Raw genomic sequence first — 14018 nt, 5'->3', positions numbered from 1 at the left:
CACATTCCTGGTTAAGGCGAGAACAGCTACCCACTGATATCCTCCCACTGGATGCAGGGCGATCATTTGTTATTCTAGCCATCTATGGCAACAAAGGGCTTTCAGCCACCTATGTTACGAAAACGGAATTACGACAAATGGAAAATGAACAAATTGCTTATATCTCAACCAAACGACTATCACAACTAGATAGTAAGGATATGGAAGCGCTCAAAGACATAGTGATAATTGAGGTTCCGACATCTCCTGACGAGATGGATGATGCCGAATATGAGGAATGGGTCATGGAACACGCTGAAGATTGGAAAGACAAGCTTTGATTGTTTTATGTGACGAAATGGAGATTTTGACCAATGGATCAAAGTACCAGTAACGCAGCAAGGGATAGGTTTTGCTGTACTTGTGGAAGATACTGCTCAGATAATGAGCCTTACTTTCCTGAGTCTGTACACTGCCTTTGGTGTTACACCTTGCAAGACTTGATTCGCCAAAAGAGATTTTTTGTAGTCCCCTACAAGTTACTAAAGTGACGCGTAAGCAGTGAAATAAAATGAGTTTTTTCTACTGTCCCAGTTGTAGTTACAAAACTTATGGGTTGTTCCCGTATCAAATCATTAATGAAATGGGAGAAAAAGTAAGGGTTCAGTTATATCACTGTGTTAACTGCGGTTATGAACCAGAAGTCAAGCAAGCAAATCTGATAGACCCAAGTCAAAGAGACAAAAGGTTTTCTTAGCTATTTAAAGCATCTAGTGGTCACTCGCGCAAAAAGTTTCGATTACCCTGAATCCCCAGAGGGTTATTTAGACTGTGGCTGTTGTTCCCTAGTAGCAGGTTGCTGCACGAGATAACCAAGAATAGCAGTAGCAAAACCGCCGATAGTACCAGCAACAGTGTGGTTAATCACCCCAATGCTACCAAGGAAATTAGCAGCACCAGCAGCCACTCCAAAAATAGTAGTGAGAGTGTTGAGAGTTGATTTAGACATAATTCGTCTGTGTTTGTAGTTAAGAGTATTTTTGATTACCAATCAAGTAAGCTTTTATTTCTCGCAATTCGTTAGACATGGCATCGATCTGATCTTCAAGATCCTCAAAGCCATGAGCGATATTTTTGGAAATGTCTAGCTGGTTGTTGACAAGATGGTTAAAGTCACGTCTCTCGTTTAAGGCTTGTTCGGCATCTTTGACAGCTTTTTGAATAATTTGCTGTCTCCTGCCGATCCACCAAGCTATCCAGCCAGAAATGGCACCGCTAAGAGCTAGTAAAAAACTGAATGTACTAGCATCAAACTTCATATTTTTGATTAGTTACTGAATCCTCTAGTAATCTTTTCTACGTTGAAAGATTGCTGTATCGGTGGCATCTATACCTTGATTCCCCACACCTTTGTCAGTGTTATGTAAAATGCGCTGCTACCTGAATTCTTCCCCACAACAGTTACAGTAATGGTGTTACGTCCCGTGACTGGTATTACAATACTCCTATTTAGTTTTACGATGGTGTTGAACCCATAAAAATCTAAATCAGAGTATTGAAGTGTTCCATTTACGCTAATAGAAGCAAGTCCTCTGTTTGTATATGCGTGTCCTAAAAACGTTACATCATAGGTTCCCGCCTCAACAAATATATCAAACGAGAATGAGTCCCCAACGGCATTACTTGGCTGATAACTGGTGATTCCATAAGGATTAGTTGAGGAATAGTCAGACACTAATGCTGCACCAGCTATTACAGAACTTTCATCATGCCAGTGAGTAAAACTAGCGAGAAGTAATAATTCTGCAAATACTGGATTAGATAAAGGCATCTTAAGTTAGCTCCCGAACCAAACCGTTGCCATTGGCAGCAGACCAAATACCACTAATGACCCCAGTGTAATGAAATGGAACTTCGTAGTATCCATCTGCTGATAATTTGGCAGTAAAAGCGCTGGTTGTTGCTGTTGCACCAAATTCAATAAATAAATTAGCAGTGCTATCATTCCAAATCGTTGCACCTTTACGATTAGAATTACTAGCAAGAATTGTCACGCTAGTAACACTAGAAGCAACAGTGGTTGGAATTGATGTATCACTAGTTGATTCAGTTACTGTTGCTGTAGCCGGATTATAAAGAGCCATTATTCAACACACTCCACAAAAGAAAGTTTGCAATTATTGGTAGTGATAGCGCTAACTTTACCTATATAGAGGTTATTGCTATTAATCTCATAACTACCTCCACGAGGCTTTAAAATAATTCCTTTGCCGATTACTGCATTTGTTTTATCACCCAAAATAAGAGTGATATCAATTGAGGAATTATTTATAAATGCTGCATAGCTTCTAGCACTATTAGCATTTAAAACAACATCAGATACGTTTCCTGTTAGTGATTTGTCAGCATTGCTACAATTGCTAAATTTAATCACACCATCAACTTCTTGAGTATTGTTAATCATTATTCAGTCGGATCATCAAGGTTATCAATAAATAAAGCCGTATCGACTTTCACCCGCACTGTAAACTCATATTCCGGTGCTTCTGGTGTACCTGTAAGCTGTTGAGAAACAAACTGAATTGGTGGAAGATTAGCATTAACTCTTGATTCATTCACTTGATTAGTAAGTGATGACAATGCTTGCATCACCTTGACAATGCCTTTAACACAGGATGAATCTAATGTGAGAGTTGCACCTGATTCTGTTGTCAAACTCAAATTAAGTTTGACTTGATTATTTCCGACAAATTCAATTGAACCAGCAGGTAGTTTTTCTGCTAATGCGGTGTAGCTTAATGTGGTCATAAATTATCAATTTTGAATTCAATAGTTTCAAGTTTTGCTCTGATTGCCTCTAATGCATCTTCTGTTGAATCGCTTACGATTCCCGTGTAAACCCAAACTCCCAAAGTTACTTCTTCTATCCAGGGCATCGCCTCAAATCGCAAGCGATAATCATTAGTAATTTGGGGAAACCTGATTAAATCAATGCTGTTGAGCTTAATAAGAGAGCGATTAAAGTCTGTTTCAGTGCTGGGGACTGCTCCCAATCCTTCGTAGATTATGGTGTCATCAATATGAATCCCGCCAATTTGCTGGTAGAGATATCCAGCACGTAACCAAGTTGGCTTTGCTTTACTTGAGGAGGCCCCGACTAGCAAGATGTGTTTATCGGTGATGAAGGGCAATTCAACCGGATCGATGATCGGGGCTTTGATTCTGCGATTTTGGGGGTTGCCTGAGAGCTTTTGATAATAAAAAAGCTCCCAAGCTCCAACCGCTCCAACATCAGCTAATAATGCCATCGCCTAATTCCCAATCAAGAGCCACTTTAAATACATCAAAGCCTTGGTCATTGATGAAATCTAAAAGATGATCTGGAGGAATTTCACCGTTAAGAAAGTTGCGGGTTATTGCGGCCCGCTCCATCATTAGGTTCAATTCCTCAGAAAATTCAAGTTCTGATTGACCTGGATACCAAATAGCTGGTGTAGAAATGTTGATCATCAACCGCTAGCGTTTGCGGGGTAACGCTCGGATTCAAACCAGACACGTCCATAGCTACCACCAAGAGAACTTTTCACAGATGTAAAAATTGCTTTCACCTTGGTATCAAGGGCTGAGGGAGTAGCGGCAGTGATTGCAGCCGAATAATTGTATTGAGCGTTGCTACCACGTGAGCCTTTGCCGTAGCGAACGTAAGGCCGATTTGAACCTTTAGCTCGAACTACACTAGGGGAGCCATCAGCCACGGTTGCCTTCATTTCAGCCGGACGGAAACCGCGAGGCGCGCTAGGATCTGTTGCCGGTTCCGCTAATCCTAATACTGTAATTCCACCAAAAAATTGTAATCCAGCAGCAGATACTTGGATGGTAAATGCTGAATCTGTGGCTGCTAAAGGAGAAAGTACCGCATATTTTACCGCAGTCTTTGGACGACGCTGGGTTGCGGCCCCCTCTTCTCTTAGTGGTGCAGTATAGGCTTCTCTAGCTTTAGCATACTTAAGTTGGTTTTCTAATTCTCGTGCGCTCTTGCGTCTAGACATATTAGTACTTATTAATTGTCAATTGCTTGTTATTCAGTCATAGCAATGATTCAAGTCATTTTTCCCAAGCGGATAACATAGTGTAGTCCGGTAAATTTTTGGAATAATTGACCCTAAACTCGCTCGATGACGCTTCTTAATCGACTACCGCTAGTAGCTACCAAATTGATTGGATTTTGCTTACCCCAGATAAGTAACTGTGCAAATCTGAACTTGACGTCTGCCGTCCGCCGCCGAGTGAATTTTTGAACGTTGCGTCCATAAACTCGGTGCGTTCCTGGGTTTGTTGGATAGCTACGGTCATTGTCGATAAATTGGAGGTAATCGCGGTCAAAAGAGTGGTTGCGAATATCTAGGACTGCACGGATCATCCGTTCCCCTTCTGTTTTACTTGTTACTAATAGCTTCAATTCGTAGCCATGTTTTTTGTCAGAATAAGTACATTTAAAATGTCCTTTATTCCAAGTAAAAGGAGGTGTCGCAAATATACTTTTAATTTGTCTAGCTAAGGTTTCTGCATTGCTGCGGCTAATAGTTTCGCTCGATTCATCCATTAATCTAAAGGTGATTTCACCTTCAGCTTGGGGTATTTTGCCATCACCGTGAATAGTAAAGTTGTAAGGCTCTAAAAAATAAAGTTTGACTTGTGGTTTGAAGGTGCGTTCTGATTGAATTTCATACCAAGGAATGCCATATACAGGCCGCTGTAATGCTTGAGCATGACCGCAGGTTATTTCAAATAGCCACATTCTCATCAATGTCATGGTTGAGGTGTCATCATCTTTCATCAAACAAGAATGTTTTAACCTTGGTTTCCCTTCGCTGACATCATTATCTGGTTGATTTTTAAAGTACGTTTTAACCGCTTTGTTGTGTTCGAGCCTAACTATATCTTGAAGATTCTCCCATTCATCGAAATTATCTGGTAAAGGCATTATTCATCAGCCTCCTTATCTGAATCTGATATCGCTATTCCTGTTGCACTAACTAATTTAGAAGCATCAAAACCAGCCTTAACTTGTGTTGCTTCAGGTGGCGTAGTGCCTTGCTTGCCGTCCGGTTCCTGACCCAACGCTTTGAGAAATTCAGCTTTTTGGGTTCCAATCTGAGCGACTGTATCTTCAACGCTCAAAACTTCTGACGCAACGCTATCAATTTGACTCACCACATTTTCAGTTGTTTCTAAGGCTGTAAAGAATTTATTTTGAAAATTAGGTGTTGGGTTCATCCACCGATAAGCCTTTTCACTAATCTCACCCCATCTACGCAGGGCATTACCAATCAAAGCAACCCACGAACCAACAACCTCTAAAGCGCTCAAAATTGAATAGCCAATAGATTGTATTGAATTCATCAAGTTAGCAGCCGCTTGATAGATTCGATTCCATTTTTTGTATTCTGCCTTGATGCCTCCCCATTCACTTTCGCCAATTACAGATTTAGCTAAAGAATCAAATTGATGACCTAAAACTTCGCCAATATCTAACGGGCTACCTTCAGCATCTTTAATTCCTATTGCTGCCAGAACATTTGATATAGCGCTAGTTAATGTTTGTCCCAGGTTGGCAGAAAGCATATAGGCATTGTGGAGAGTCTGCCACCAAATCAAAATATTTAGCACTCTATCAAGGTGCATCCATGAACTGAGTCTTTGTAATTTACCTGATATTCCGCCTGGAATGAAATCACCAAGCTTTGTATTCATCAACTCTAAAAGTGCTAATTGGGCTGCATTCGCCCCAGCATTAATTTTGTCTAGAAGGTTAGCTGTATTCTGATTATTATTTTGATTTACTTTATTAGCAGAATCATCTAGAGCATTCCCCAAACATCCCCCAGGTTGAGCAATTTCGCAGACAGCGCCTTGAGTAGTTTCCTTGTTCGCCGCTTGCACAGTTGGGGATTTTGCGATCGCATCTGGTATGCCTTGTATTGCTGGTGTTAATCCTGCAATTACACCGGCAATTGTTGTCAGTTGTCCTAATTGTTCCTTGAAGTCTTTTTGTTGTTGATCTAATGCCGTTTTGATGCCATCGTTGGCTAGTTCTGTTGGCGTTTTCGTAATCGGTGCCGATTTCGATTTCGGTACGGGTGACAATGCATCCGACATCGGTATGGGTTGCGCTGTCGTTGGTGCTGACGACGGAACACTTGTTAAAAACGTGTTTTTGTCGCGTGTCGATACGTCATTGCCGAATGCGTCTGTACCCTCGGAAACTGTAATTGTCGATTGCGTTACCGTGCCCGCTGTTACCTCCGCATACCCGTAAGGCACGATACCGCCTTCCGAGGGTGTAATCGTTAGTCCGATCCGTGGCACTGGGATATCCTCTGGTTCAGCGAATGGTAGTGATTGCCGCTGAGGTAATGGCTGCATTTGTGGCAACATGCCGCCAAGGTTTGAAGGTTGGTGCGCTGGGTTTGGCAAGTAGCTTGGCGCTAAACCGCCATGTCCAGGAAAAAAAGGCGCTCCGTTGGGTGTGTTGTTTGAAGGCATTGAGGGAGCGATTTGCTTGTCCTTGCCTTTGTTGATACCAGCCGCTGGCATTGCCGACGGCACTGTATTATCATTACCAATCGGCGAAGTGTCGTAACGGTAAGGAGTGTTGTCTGGCGGCGGTGCTGGTTGTGTGAGGTTTTGTGGTGAATCCATGCCAGTATCGCTGCCATAAAGATATACCACCGATATGTTCCTAATGTTTCTTGCGCTCGTAGCTCCACCACGCGAGGTCTTTAATGCAAAAGGATTACCATTGAGGTCGTAGGCGGGGAATATTACCCCACAGTACCCATCCTGGGAGTAGGTATAAGGTGCGCCGATTGGCCCATTAGCTTGCCCGCTGTCGGTGAACGTACCGATAATCCGATTGCCATCGTAAAGATCGTAGGTAACTGTCACCTGATATCGCGCACCATCTTTTTGCCCTCCCAAGAATGCCGGGTAATTTGGTGTATATGACTCTAGGTGCGCGGCAGTAGATGGCAGATTCTGGGCAAACAGCCAATCAGAAAATAACGACGCAGCAGTACCACCAATCATGCTGCCGACAACGCCACCGATAGGCCCACCGATCGCAGTGCCGATGATCGCACCAATTCCAGTACCAACTAATCCAGCACCAGTACTAGTTACGGCTTGGATAACAGATTGACCGACAACTAACCGCGTACCAATGGACAGTGCAGCACCTACGCCGGGTATGACCAGTCTACCCGCCGCTTGTGGTAGCGCCCTTGGTAAGGCACTAATCGCATTTCCAGCAGTCGTTGCGATCGCTTCACGTAATATCGCTGGGCGTGGTGTCGCAGTCGGTTCTACCAGCGAATCGGCGCGTGCCGCTGTACCGTTAGGCGTTGGAGGTATCGCGCCTGTTGATGGCAGCGGCTGCCGTTCGGGTGTCGATCGCTGTAGTTGGCTGAGTGATGATTCGCTTCTTGGTGGTAATTTTTCGGGGGTTTCGGTACCGTTTGTGCGATTTTTTATGTCCTGTCGCTGCTGCTGATTCCGTCGTGTAATTTCCTCCTCTCTTGCTGCTTCTGCCTGTTTTCTTGCTGTCCGTTCTGGCTCCGTCCTTTTCCACTCGTCGTCATATAACCGCTTTTCCATTTGGCGGGTACTAGCATTCTCTAGCCCGGTCTGGGTACGCGGCAACGGTCGCTGCAATGGGACACCAGGTGCAGGACGCTCTAGCAATGCCCCGTACATATCGGCGTCAGCATAGTCTAGTGATGCAAATTGGCGGGGATTGATCGCGTCCGTCATATTAATCAATTCTGCTTAAACGCAGCGGGTAAAGCAGTATTACTTAATGGCTGAATATACGTCCAGTTCTTATTTGAACCACTCGCTTGATCGGGGGAGACTTCCAGCGACAACCTGACGATCATCCGTGTTTTGCTGTCGGCTGCTACCCAATAGTTCCCCGCTTGGCAAGCGCGCTCCGTGTACCCAACTCCCTCAGTAACAACGAGTCCCGGATTGATATTGAATAGCGCTGCACCTACCCATGCAGCAAGTTTTTCTAGTGTATCGATTTGAGATGGAATATCTGTCGCTGGATTAAATGCTGTCATTTGAAGAGATTTCTAAATAGTTACTCTTCCGTTTTATGCAAGTTTAAAAAAATCGTAAATGTTCCACTTTTATGTAAAAGTGGAGTATTTACGGATTACGCCAAAGCCTTGTCAGCAATACGATAGAGCCTATATTTGCCCACAGCAGATAGAAAGTAAATTCCACTTTTACCATTAGCCAAAGTAAAAGTGGAACATACAAAATGGTTCTTCAAATGAAAAATAACAGAAGTGGACAAGCTGCTGCACTGTCCAATGATGAATATTCTAAAATCCGTAGACAAATCGTAAGTGAAAAGTACAAAATCCTTTTCGCTTTAGGGTGGTACACCGGCGAACGTTGGGGAGCTTTAATTCAGTTGAAAGTCTCAGATGTTTACGACCCTGATGGTAAGCCATATTCAGAAATTACTTTCAGAGCCACTACCCGAAAGAAAGACCCAGGTGGAAGCAGTGAAACTCGACAAGTTCCGATCCACGATCTACTACGTGAGCAGCTAGGGTATTATAAGCCAGACAAAGATAGTATTTGGCTTTTTCCCGGTCGAGACTTTAAAAAACATACTTGCTGGCGTAATGTCTACGATATTCTCACTAGTGCTGTTGAGAAGGCGGGACTAGCAAGTAAAGGTGTTAGCACTCACAGCACTCGTAGAAGTTTTGTTACTAACCTGCACAATAACGGTATCAGCTTGGCAACGATTAAACGAATTACGGGGCACAAGGATATCAAGTCTTTAGAGCGTTACATCGATATCGCGGCTGACCAATTAAGGGGCGCGATCGCAACTTTATGATGCCTTGGTGACAAACAGTACTCTCAGCAAGTAAGCTCAAACCAGTAATTAGCACAGCGCGATCGCTCACTTTTACTCACAAGGCGATCGCATTTTTATGGAGAAAATAAATATGGATACTGCAACTAAAGAAGTCACGGTTAGCGACCTGATCCAAGAATTACAAAACCTTCCTGGAGATGCACCTGTTTCTCTTAAAGATGGGTACGGTGAGACGTTTAGCATCGCTGGGTTTGAAGCTGGGTCTGAAGGTGTAATTATTGTCATCTCCGAAGATGGTGACGATGGCGATAACGATGATGACGAATAAACCCAAAAACAGCAGGGTTTCGCTACGCTAACAATCATGTAGTCTCATGCTGGCAAGCGCTAGCATGAGTTTTTTTATTTACCATCTACGATCGCGATACTTGTCGATCGCCAAGTAGCGGATTATAATGTCGGGCTTTGATTGGGGTTGCTTAGTTTACTGGCTTTGACGTAGTAGGTTCGATTGGTACTGGTTTCTATTTGATACTGTCTTTTGGCGGAATCGTACCCCACTACCATGACCAACTCTGAGCCATACATAGCAGGCTGGGTTAACATCGGCTGCCAAGTTAGCGCTGTGAGGTCAGATAGCTTCACGCGGATTACATCTATGTCACCAGCAAGGATGACTTCAGCTTCCGCTTTGGTGACAATTATTTTCTGGATTTTGGCTTTCTTGTTGTGAAGAGAGCAGTGACAGATTTCACCTATCTGCAAACTGGTAAAGCTGCGGCTGCTTTTCGATGGAGAGCATTTCTCAAATTCTCCCCTGGCAAAAAACAATGCAGATTCAGTCCTAATGGTTTTATCGGACATTCGTGCAATGGTTTCTTCTCGCCCAATCAGTTCTGGTCTGCCGGGGCAGGCAGTAATCCTGATTGTGTCTTTGATTTTAAAACCCAGTTCTGATAGTTTGGGCTGTAGTACACCGCTATTGTCATCGAGGCGATCGCGATCGCCTCGGATCACCTCGTGATCACCTTGCGATCGCCTTACCGGATCACCTTCTGGATTACTTACTGCCTCTGCGTTTCCGGCAAAGGTGATCCGGTCAATTGTCTGAACATCGATTTTTTTTTCTGATTCGGAATTTGGTAAAACTGCGATTTCAGGCATACTTAGATGATCACCTTCGTTACAATTGGATAAAGCCTCTTGTTCTGTATGGCTTACAGAATTGTTAAGAAGGTGATCCGTCAAGGTGATCATAAGGTGATCACAAGGTGATCCATCGTTTTTATACATCTCTGGCGACTCGCTAATTACCTCCGATTGACAAAGGATTGAGTCATTTTCAAAGGTGATCCGCTGAGATGATGTTACTGTTGCGGTTTGTAAAGGGTTTTCTGTACTACAATTATCGGACTCACGAGCTATGTAATACAGCTTTGCAGTACCGCTAAAGCTTCTCTCATCAAGGATTACTAGTCCGTCTCTTGCTAACTGTCCTAAACATCGTCGAGCGTTACCTGTTGTCGTTTTGAGGTAATGGGCTATCTCTTCGGCTTGATATTTAACGTTGGCATGTTCCTGGAGGAATTTAATTATCTGGTCTTTGGTGGACAGATCCGGCGAACCCAACTCAAGGCCTACTTCCTCTAACAGCGAAAAACTAAAGTCTTCTTCGTTGAAGAACAGGCGATAGCTTGTGGGGAAGCGGCGCGATCGCGATTTCTCGATCGTGAGAATTTTCTCTTGGGGGTTGGCGCTGGGGTTGGGGTCTTTCTCCAATTTGATAACTTCTGAGACAGCATTTCTAACTGCTGTCGTCCCCCTAGACCCTCCGTTTTTGTTGGTGTGGTGAACAATGACTACGGTTATCCCGGTTTCTGCCGCGAACTTGTTTAGCTCCAGTACGGGGCGAGAGTATTCTGTTCTGTTTTCGTCGTAAAGGGAGTAGCGGTTAACAAAGGTCAAGGAGTCGATCATCACGATCGAAGGGCGAAACTCAGCGGCGTCTTGATACAAAATCGGCATTGCATCTGTATTCCAGCCAAACCTGACTGCTGTACTTTGGCGAACTTCTGTCCCTGGTTTAAAACCGCGCTTGTTGAGCGCCTGGAGCATATCGTTTTTTGACTCGTCCCCTTGGTAAATCAAAACGCGCCGACTATCGGCGGTGGCAGGAAAGTTATTCCAGTTTTGACCAGAGGCAATGCAGTGGAGCAAGTCATAAAGCCACTTAGTTTTACCAACGCCACCATCGGCAATTACTAGTGCTGTGGTTGCCTGTGCAAGGATTCCGCCCAAAAGCCATTTTCTTTCCTCTGAGCCTACTTCCTCTTCAAGTTCATCTAAGCTTTTACGTGGCTCAACTGTGGCGCACAGCGATTTCATATAAAGGTCTTCGAGGTCTTTTACTCTTCTGCCGGGGCTGCTATTAGCTAATTCTTGAAGCTTGAATAGTTTTAGACCAGGATCAGATGTTTTGAGGTAGATGTTTTCCAGTTCATTGATTAGCTGATTGTAGTGCCACAGTTGGTTTTGTTCTTTTGTTGGAGCTAGTGGCGCTCCTATTATTGACTGAGTTTTATTTTCAACAACTACACGGATATCTGACCAATCTGTCTCCGTCTCGTAAGCTAAACGTATAAATTCATTGCCTGTTTTTAAAAGTCCTCTACGTTCGGCTACCTCTATAACCGATAGAGCTAAACTATCAATATTGACTGCACTGACTGTTCTATCGACAAGGCTAGCTAATTTATTCCTTCCACCAATTCTTGCTAGCAAGTTATGGTCTAATAACCAGCTACTAACGTGCAATAAATCTGTTGGTAGTGCTTTTTTAGAGAGTCTAAGGCAGGCTTTGTAAATATCTTGATGTGCGCCGATATAAAAGTGTTCTGGCTCTAATCTATCTTTGACTCGATAGATAGCATTTGGGTCAAGCAATATGCCGCCTAACACCGCTTCTTCATGTTCAATTTTGCATGGTGGAAGCCGATGTTCAACAGGTTTAAAGTTTGGTTCTTCCGTGTATGAATAGGGGACTAATACCATTTTCTTGTCCCCCGATTAGCTAGCTTTGAATTATTTGATGTGGTACAATAGCAGAAAGTGAAGGCTATGCTACTGCCTAATCTTTTTAAGTATTTATTCATTTTTTTGTTGTTTTTAATTCACTAATGTTTACGTTGGTGAGTTTTTTTTTGCGCGTGAGAAGTAGCCTAGTTGCTGCTTAAAACCTACTTCCTCTTGTTAAAGTCACGCTGGGTTGTCTTTAGGGTAGTAAGGGTGTTGAATTCGGCTAGAAGTTTGGTGCAGATTGGGTCAAAGGACTGTTCTACCCCTTTGGCTTCGGCTAGCTCCGCGGCCAATGCATAAGTTAGTTCCAAAGTAGAGAGCAGATGGTGGCGTAGGTTATCCACTGTGCGCTCTAGCTTGTCTAGTCGCTCTTGAGTTGGGTCTTTCTGGTTGGTGGGTGGTTTTTGGATGTTATTCACGATCGCAAAGCTGTAAAAACAACAGAAAGTTGTCTAATTCCTCTTCGGTCAACAGGAGGCGCGATGCCTACAGCGGCAAGCTACGCACTCCGCAATATTTCATTAAATGCTCTCGACCTTGTTCAGTTGTCCAGCCCAGGCGCTGCATCTCGGTATCTGTCTGGTTTATTAGCTTGTCGAAGTTTGGGTATGTTGGTTTCTCGGTCATTGGGCATTGGACGTTGAGCGTAGGCGTAGCCCGCCTTAGGCATCGCTACTGAGTTTTTTCGCACCGAGTGCCCTCAATGTCTGTTCCTGTTTCTCTGCGGCTGAACTTAGCCAGTAGGTAATCTCGTTCATCGCTGAAACTTTGCCTATGTAACTAAGTTCACTGATAACTTCGAGTACCTCTGCTGGAAATTTGTAGCTCTCTCCTTCTACTACGTCGGAGATTGGGTCATCGTCGTACTTTGCAGATTTGGCTAAGAACGCCAGTAAGTCGAATAAGTAGGGTTTACAAAGGGATAGCAGGAGGTCTGTTTGTTCTTGAGTCATAAGTTAGTTGTTGGTTATTGGTTGTTGGGGATTCCGTTTTTTGTGTTTTATCTCTGCTGCTGCCTCTCTGAACCGATTTACTAGTAAGGGGTTCTCTTGGAATAGCTCTGGCAAGCTATGTAATGTAATTGCTGCTAGCAATGTGGCTTCGTCTGGTTTTAAGTCTGGGTCAATGGTGCGCATGTATTCGATTAATTGGTCTAATGCATAAATCGCTAGAATCTTTGTGTCAACCGCCTTTGATGAGATTTTGTATTTTTTAGTCATTAGTCTTTAGTCATTAGTCATTGGGCATGTGCAAGTATTCCTCCCACTGGTAAGTTGCCTCCCAGAGGTTCCGCTCTACTAGCCTGTAAAGATGTCCTTTGCTCAAAATGAAGTTAGGGAATTCAGAAATGCCGACTAATTCCCTGGTTTCGGCTATTCCCCCGGTGCTGATTTTTAGAATCACTTTCATGTCCATCACGCAATAAAAATGGCGGTTGACCTTGGTGTTGATCAGCCGCCGCTAAACTTCAAAGAGAGTTAGCTAACGCCGATCGCGTTCTAGATCGCCAATTATTTTTTCTAAATACCAACCATGTTGTTTGCCAGGGTAAGCCTGTCTTTGTTGCAGTAACAAACGTTCGGCGGCGGCATCATCTCCTTGCAGCATTAGCAGAAGCCGTGAATACATTTCCCAATCTCTGAGTTCATCTATGCCGTGCTCCAAGTTATAAATAACTTTCGCCAAATACCAGTTATCGTGTCTGCCAGGAAACCATTGCCTCTGTTGCAGCAGCAATTGCTTGGCGGTAGAAACATCACCCTGCAACATATCAAGGAGTTGAGCTTGTAGTTGGCGATTCCTGGGATTGGTGAGATATGTCTCAGAGTATTTGGGTTGTTGCTGGGGAGAGGATTTAGATTTGTGGTCTTGCTCTTGTTTGGTGTAATAGTCGCACCAGAGAGCGTAACAGAGTCCGTAACAGAGACCGTACCAAGCAGCGCTCGGCACGGAATTTATTACTCTGAAAATCCAGTAAGTTAAAATTTCCATAAATTGAGTTGGTAGCGCAACTCAATCCACCATGTGGGGATTCTCTATCTAATAGCATCAGGGAATCTCC

General features: G+C 43.7%; 22 protein-coding genes. 3 read left to right on the top strand and 19 right to left on the bottom strand.

All coding sequences use genetic code 11. The annotated features are described in order from the left end of the window. Window positions 1-137 precede the first annotated feature (137 nt). On the top strand, window positions 138-320 hold the full coding sequence (locus HWQ40_RS27615; protein WP_292784493.1) for a hypothetical protein: 183 nt from the start codon (window positions 138-140) through the stop codon (window positions 318-320). Between the two features lie 479 nt (window positions 321-799). Here HWQ40_RS27615 and HWQ40_RS27610 read toward each other — a convergent pair whose 3' ends face one another. The 12 genes from HWQ40_RS27610 to HWQ40_RS27555 form a co-directional block, all read right to left on the bottom strand. After that, window positions 800-988 carry a hypothetical protein gene (locus HWQ40_RS27610; protein ID WP_292784491.1) on the bottom strand — a complete coding sequence of 63 codons (189 nt, stop codon included), beginning with the start codon at window positions 986-988 and terminating at the stop codon, window positions 800-802. Window positions 989-1007: 19 nt separating this feature from the next. Beyond that, entirely contained in the window at window positions 1008-1298 is a 291-nt protein-coding gene (locus tag HWQ40_RS27605; RefSeq protein ID WP_292784489.1) for a hypothetical protein, read from the bottom strand. Window positions 1299-1366: 68 nt separating this feature from the next. Next, window positions 1367-1810 (bottom strand): hypothetical protein, encoded by a 444-nt coding sequence (locus HWQ40_RS27600; protein ID WP_292784486.1) that lies wholly within the window; start codon window positions 1808-1810, stop codon window positions 1367-1369. 1 nt (window position 1811) lies between these two features. Further along, window positions 1812-2123, bottom strand: a complete 312-nt coding sequence (locus HWQ40_RS27595) for a hypothetical protein (protein ID WP_292784483.1) — start codon at window positions 2121-2123, stop codon at window positions 1812-1814. Continuing rightward, window positions 2123-2443, bottom strand: a complete 321-nt coding sequence (locus tag HWQ40_RS27590; RefSeq protein WP_292784480.1) for a hypothetical protein — start codon at window positions 2441-2443, stop codon at window positions 2123-2125. Before HWQ40_RS27590 ends, HWQ40_RS27595 begins: the two co-directional genes overlap by 1 nt. Further along, window positions 2443-2787, bottom strand: coding sequence for a hypothetical protein (locus HWQ40_RS27585; protein WP_292784478.1), 345 nt, complete (start codon window positions 2785-2787; stop codon window positions 2443-2445). The genes HWQ40_RS27590 and HWQ40_RS27585 overlap by 1 nt, the downstream gene beginning before the upstream one ends. Next, entirely contained in the window at window positions 2784-3287 is a 504-nt protein-coding gene (locus tag HWQ40_RS27580) for a hypothetical protein (RefSeq protein WP_292784475.1), read from the bottom strand. Before HWQ40_RS27580 ends, HWQ40_RS27585 begins: the two co-directional genes overlap by 4 nt. Beyond that, complete coding sequence (locus tag HWQ40_RS27575; protein ID WP_292784473.1) at window positions 3271-3489, bottom strand: hypothetical protein; 219 nt, start codon at window positions 3487-3489, stop codon at window positions 3271-3273. The genes HWQ40_RS27580 and HWQ40_RS27575 overlap by 17 nt, the downstream gene beginning before the upstream one ends. Beyond that, window positions 3489-4028 carry a hypothetical protein gene (locus HWQ40_RS27570; RefSeq protein ID WP_292784470.1) on the bottom strand — a complete coding sequence of 180 codons (540 nt, stop codon included), beginning with the start codon at window positions 4026-4028 and terminating at the stop codon, window positions 3489-3491. The genes HWQ40_RS27575 and HWQ40_RS27570 overlap by 1 nt, the downstream gene beginning before the upstream one ends. Window positions 4029-4141: 113 nt before the next feature. After that, window positions 4142-4963, bottom strand: coding sequence for a hypothetical protein (locus HWQ40_RS27565; protein ID WP_292784468.1), 822 nt, complete (start codon window positions 4961-4963; stop codon window positions 4142-4144). Beyond that, a complete protein-coding gene (locus HWQ40_RS27560) occupies window positions 4963-7791 on the bottom strand; it encodes a hypothetical protein (RefSeq protein ID WP_292784465.1) in 2829 nt (942 codons plus the stop codon). Before HWQ40_RS27560 ends, HWQ40_RS27565 begins: the two co-directional genes overlap by 1 nt. A gap of 5 nt (window positions 7792-7796) precedes the next feature. After that, window positions 7797-8102: a glucose-6-phosphate dehydrogenase gene (locus HWQ40_RS27555; RefSeq protein ID WP_292784462.1), complete on the bottom strand. Its 306-nt coding sequence runs from the start codon at window positions 8100-8102 to the stop codon at window positions 7797-7799. Window positions 8103-8305: 203 nt separating this feature from the next. On the opposite strand from HWQ40_RS27555, the gene HWQ40_RS27550 reads away from it, so the two are divergent. Both HWQ40_RS27550 and HWQ40_RS27545 read left to right on the top strand, forming a co-directional pair. Next, window positions 8306-8899: a tyrosine-type recombinase/integrase gene (locus HWQ40_RS27550; protein ID WP_292784459.1), complete on the top strand. Its 594-nt coding sequence runs from the start codon at window positions 8306-8308 to the stop codon at window positions 8897-8899. A gap of 112 nt (window positions 8900-9011) precedes the next feature. After that, the gene (locus HWQ40_RS27545) at window positions 9012-9209 is read left to right on the top strand and encodes a hypothetical protein (protein WP_292784457.1); all 198 of its coding nucleotides are present in this window, start codon (window positions 9012-9014) and stop codon (window positions 9207-9209) included. Between the two features lie 122 nt (window positions 9210-9331). Here the strand turns inward: HWQ40_RS27545 and HWQ40_RS27540 are convergent, their stop codons facing one another. The 7 genes from HWQ40_RS27540 to HWQ40_RS27510 form a co-directional block, all read right to left on the bottom strand. Further along, window positions 9332-11932: a DnaB-like helicase N-terminal domain-containing protein gene (locus HWQ40_RS27540; protein WP_292784456.1), complete on the bottom strand. Its 2601-nt coding sequence runs from the start codon at window positions 11930-11932 to the stop codon at window positions 9332-9334. Between the two features lie 185 nt (window positions 11933-12117). Continuing rightward, complete coding sequence (locus HWQ40_RS27535; protein WP_292784453.1) at window positions 12118-12375, bottom strand: hypothetical protein; 258 nt, start codon at window positions 12373-12375, stop codon at window positions 12118-12120. Between the two features lie 122 nt (window positions 12376-12497). Next, complete coding sequence (locus tag HWQ40_RS27530) at window positions 12498-12626, bottom strand: hypothetical protein (RefSeq protein WP_292784650.1); 129 nt, start codon at window positions 12624-12626, stop codon at window positions 12498-12500. Next, a complete protein-coding gene (locus tag HWQ40_RS27525) occupies window positions 12619-12909 on the bottom strand; it encodes a hypothetical protein (protein WP_292784450.1) in 291 nt (96 codons plus the stop codon). The genes HWQ40_RS27530 and HWQ40_RS27525 overlap by 8 nt, the downstream gene beginning before the upstream one ends. Before the next feature lie 3 nt (window positions 12910-12912). Beyond that, the gene (locus tag HWQ40_RS27520) at window positions 12913-13176 is read right to left on the bottom strand and encodes a hypothetical protein (protein WP_292784447.1); all 264 of its coding nucleotides are present in this window, start codon (window positions 13174-13176) and stop codon (window positions 12913-12915) included. Window positions 13177-13189: 13 nt separating this feature from the next. Then, a complete protein-coding gene (locus HWQ40_RS27515) occupies window positions 13190-13366 on the bottom strand; it encodes a hypothetical protein (protein ID WP_292784444.1) in 177 nt (58 codons plus the stop codon). Window positions 13367-13438: 72 nt separating this feature from the next. Beyond that, window positions 13439-13906, bottom strand: a complete 468-nt coding sequence (locus HWQ40_RS27510) for a hypothetical protein (protein ID WP_292784441.1) — start codon at window positions 13904-13906, stop codon at window positions 13439-13441. Window positions 13907-14018 lie beyond the last annotated feature (112 nt).

The organism is Nostoc sp. NMS9 (assembly GCF_017114995.1).
Taxonomy (GTDB): Bacteria; Cyanobacteriota; Cyanobacteriia; order Cyanobacteriales; family Nostocaceae; genus Nostoc.
The sequence above is the reverse complement of the archived record's forward strand: the minus strand, read 5'-3'. Positions and strand labels throughout refer to the sequence as shown.

Coding starts and splice junctions, on each gene's coding strand:
- HWQ40_RS27605 (WP_292784489.1), bottom strand. CDS start 1,298: ATGAAGTTTGATGCTAGTACATTCAGTTTTTTACTAGCTCTTAGCGGT.
- HWQ40_RS27580 (WP_292784475.1), bottom strand. CDS start 3,287: ATGGCATTATTAGCTGATGTTGGAGCGGTTGGAGCTTGGGAGCTTTTT.
- HWQ40_RS27555 (WP_292784462.1), bottom strand. CDS start 8,102: ATGACAGCATTTAATCCAGCGACAGATATTCCATCTCAAATCGATACA.
- HWQ40_RS27540 (WP_292784456.1), bottom strand. CDS start 11,932: ATGGTATTAGTCCCCTATTCATACACGGAAGAACCAAACTTTAAACCT.
- HWQ40_RS27530 (WP_292784650.1), bottom strand. CDS start 12,626: ATGCCTAAGGCGGGCTACGCCTACGCTCAACGTCCAATGCCCAATGAC.
- HWQ40_RS27590 (WP_292784480.1), bottom strand. CDS start 2,443: ATGATTAACAATACTCAAGAAGTTGATGGTGTGATTAAATTTAGCAAT.
- HWQ40_RS27615 (WP_292784493.1), top strand. CDS start 138: ATGGAAAATGAACAAATTGCTTATATCTCAACCAAACGACTATCACAA.
- HWQ40_RS27585 (WP_292784478.1), bottom strand. CDS start 2,787: ATGACCACATTAAGCTACACCGCATTAGCAGAAAAACTACCTGCTGGT.
- HWQ40_RS27575 (WP_292784473.1), bottom strand. CDS start 3,489: ATGATCAACATTTCTACACCAGCTATTTGGTATCCAGGTCAATCAGAA.
- HWQ40_RS27550 (WP_292784459.1), top strand. CDS start 8,306: ATGGTTCTTCAAATGAAAAATAACAGAAGTGGACAAGCTGCTGCACTG.
- HWQ40_RS27595 (WP_292784483.1), bottom strand. CDS start 2,123: ATGGCTCTTTATAATCCGGCTACAGCAACAGTAACTGAATCAACTAGT.
- HWQ40_RS27565 (WP_292784468.1), bottom strand. CDS start 4,963: ATGCCTTTACCAGATAATTTCGATGAATGGGAGAATCTTCAAGATATA.
- HWQ40_RS27600 (WP_292784486.1), bottom strand. CDS start 1,810: ATGCCTTTATCTAATCCAGTATTTGCAGAATTATTACTTCTCGCTAGT.
- HWQ40_RS27515 (WP_292784444.1), bottom strand. CDS start 13,366: ATGAAAGTGATTCTAAAAATCAGCACCGGGGGAATAGCCGAAACCAGG.
- HWQ40_RS27545 (WP_292784457.1), top strand. CDS start 9,012: ATGGATACTGCAACTAAAGAAGTCACGGTTAGCGACCTGATCCAAGAA.
- HWQ40_RS27525 (WP_292784450.1), bottom strand. CDS start 12,909: ATGACTCAAGAACAAACAGACCTCCTGCTATCCCTTTGTAAACCCTAC.
- HWQ40_RS27570 (WP_292784470.1), bottom strand. CDS start 4,028: ATGTCTAGACGCAAGAGCGCACGAGAATTAGAAAACCAACTTAAGTAT.
- HWQ40_RS27610 (WP_292784491.1), bottom strand. CDS start 988: ATGTCTAAATCAACTCTCAACACTCTCACTACTATTTTTGGAGTGGCT.
- HWQ40_RS27520 (WP_292784447.1), bottom strand. CDS start 13,176: ATGACTAAAAAATACAAAATCTCATCAAAGGCGGTTGACACAAAGATT.
- HWQ40_RS27560 (WP_292784465.1), bottom strand. CDS start 7,791: ATGACGGACGCGATCAATCCCCGCCAATTTGCATCACTAGACTATGCT.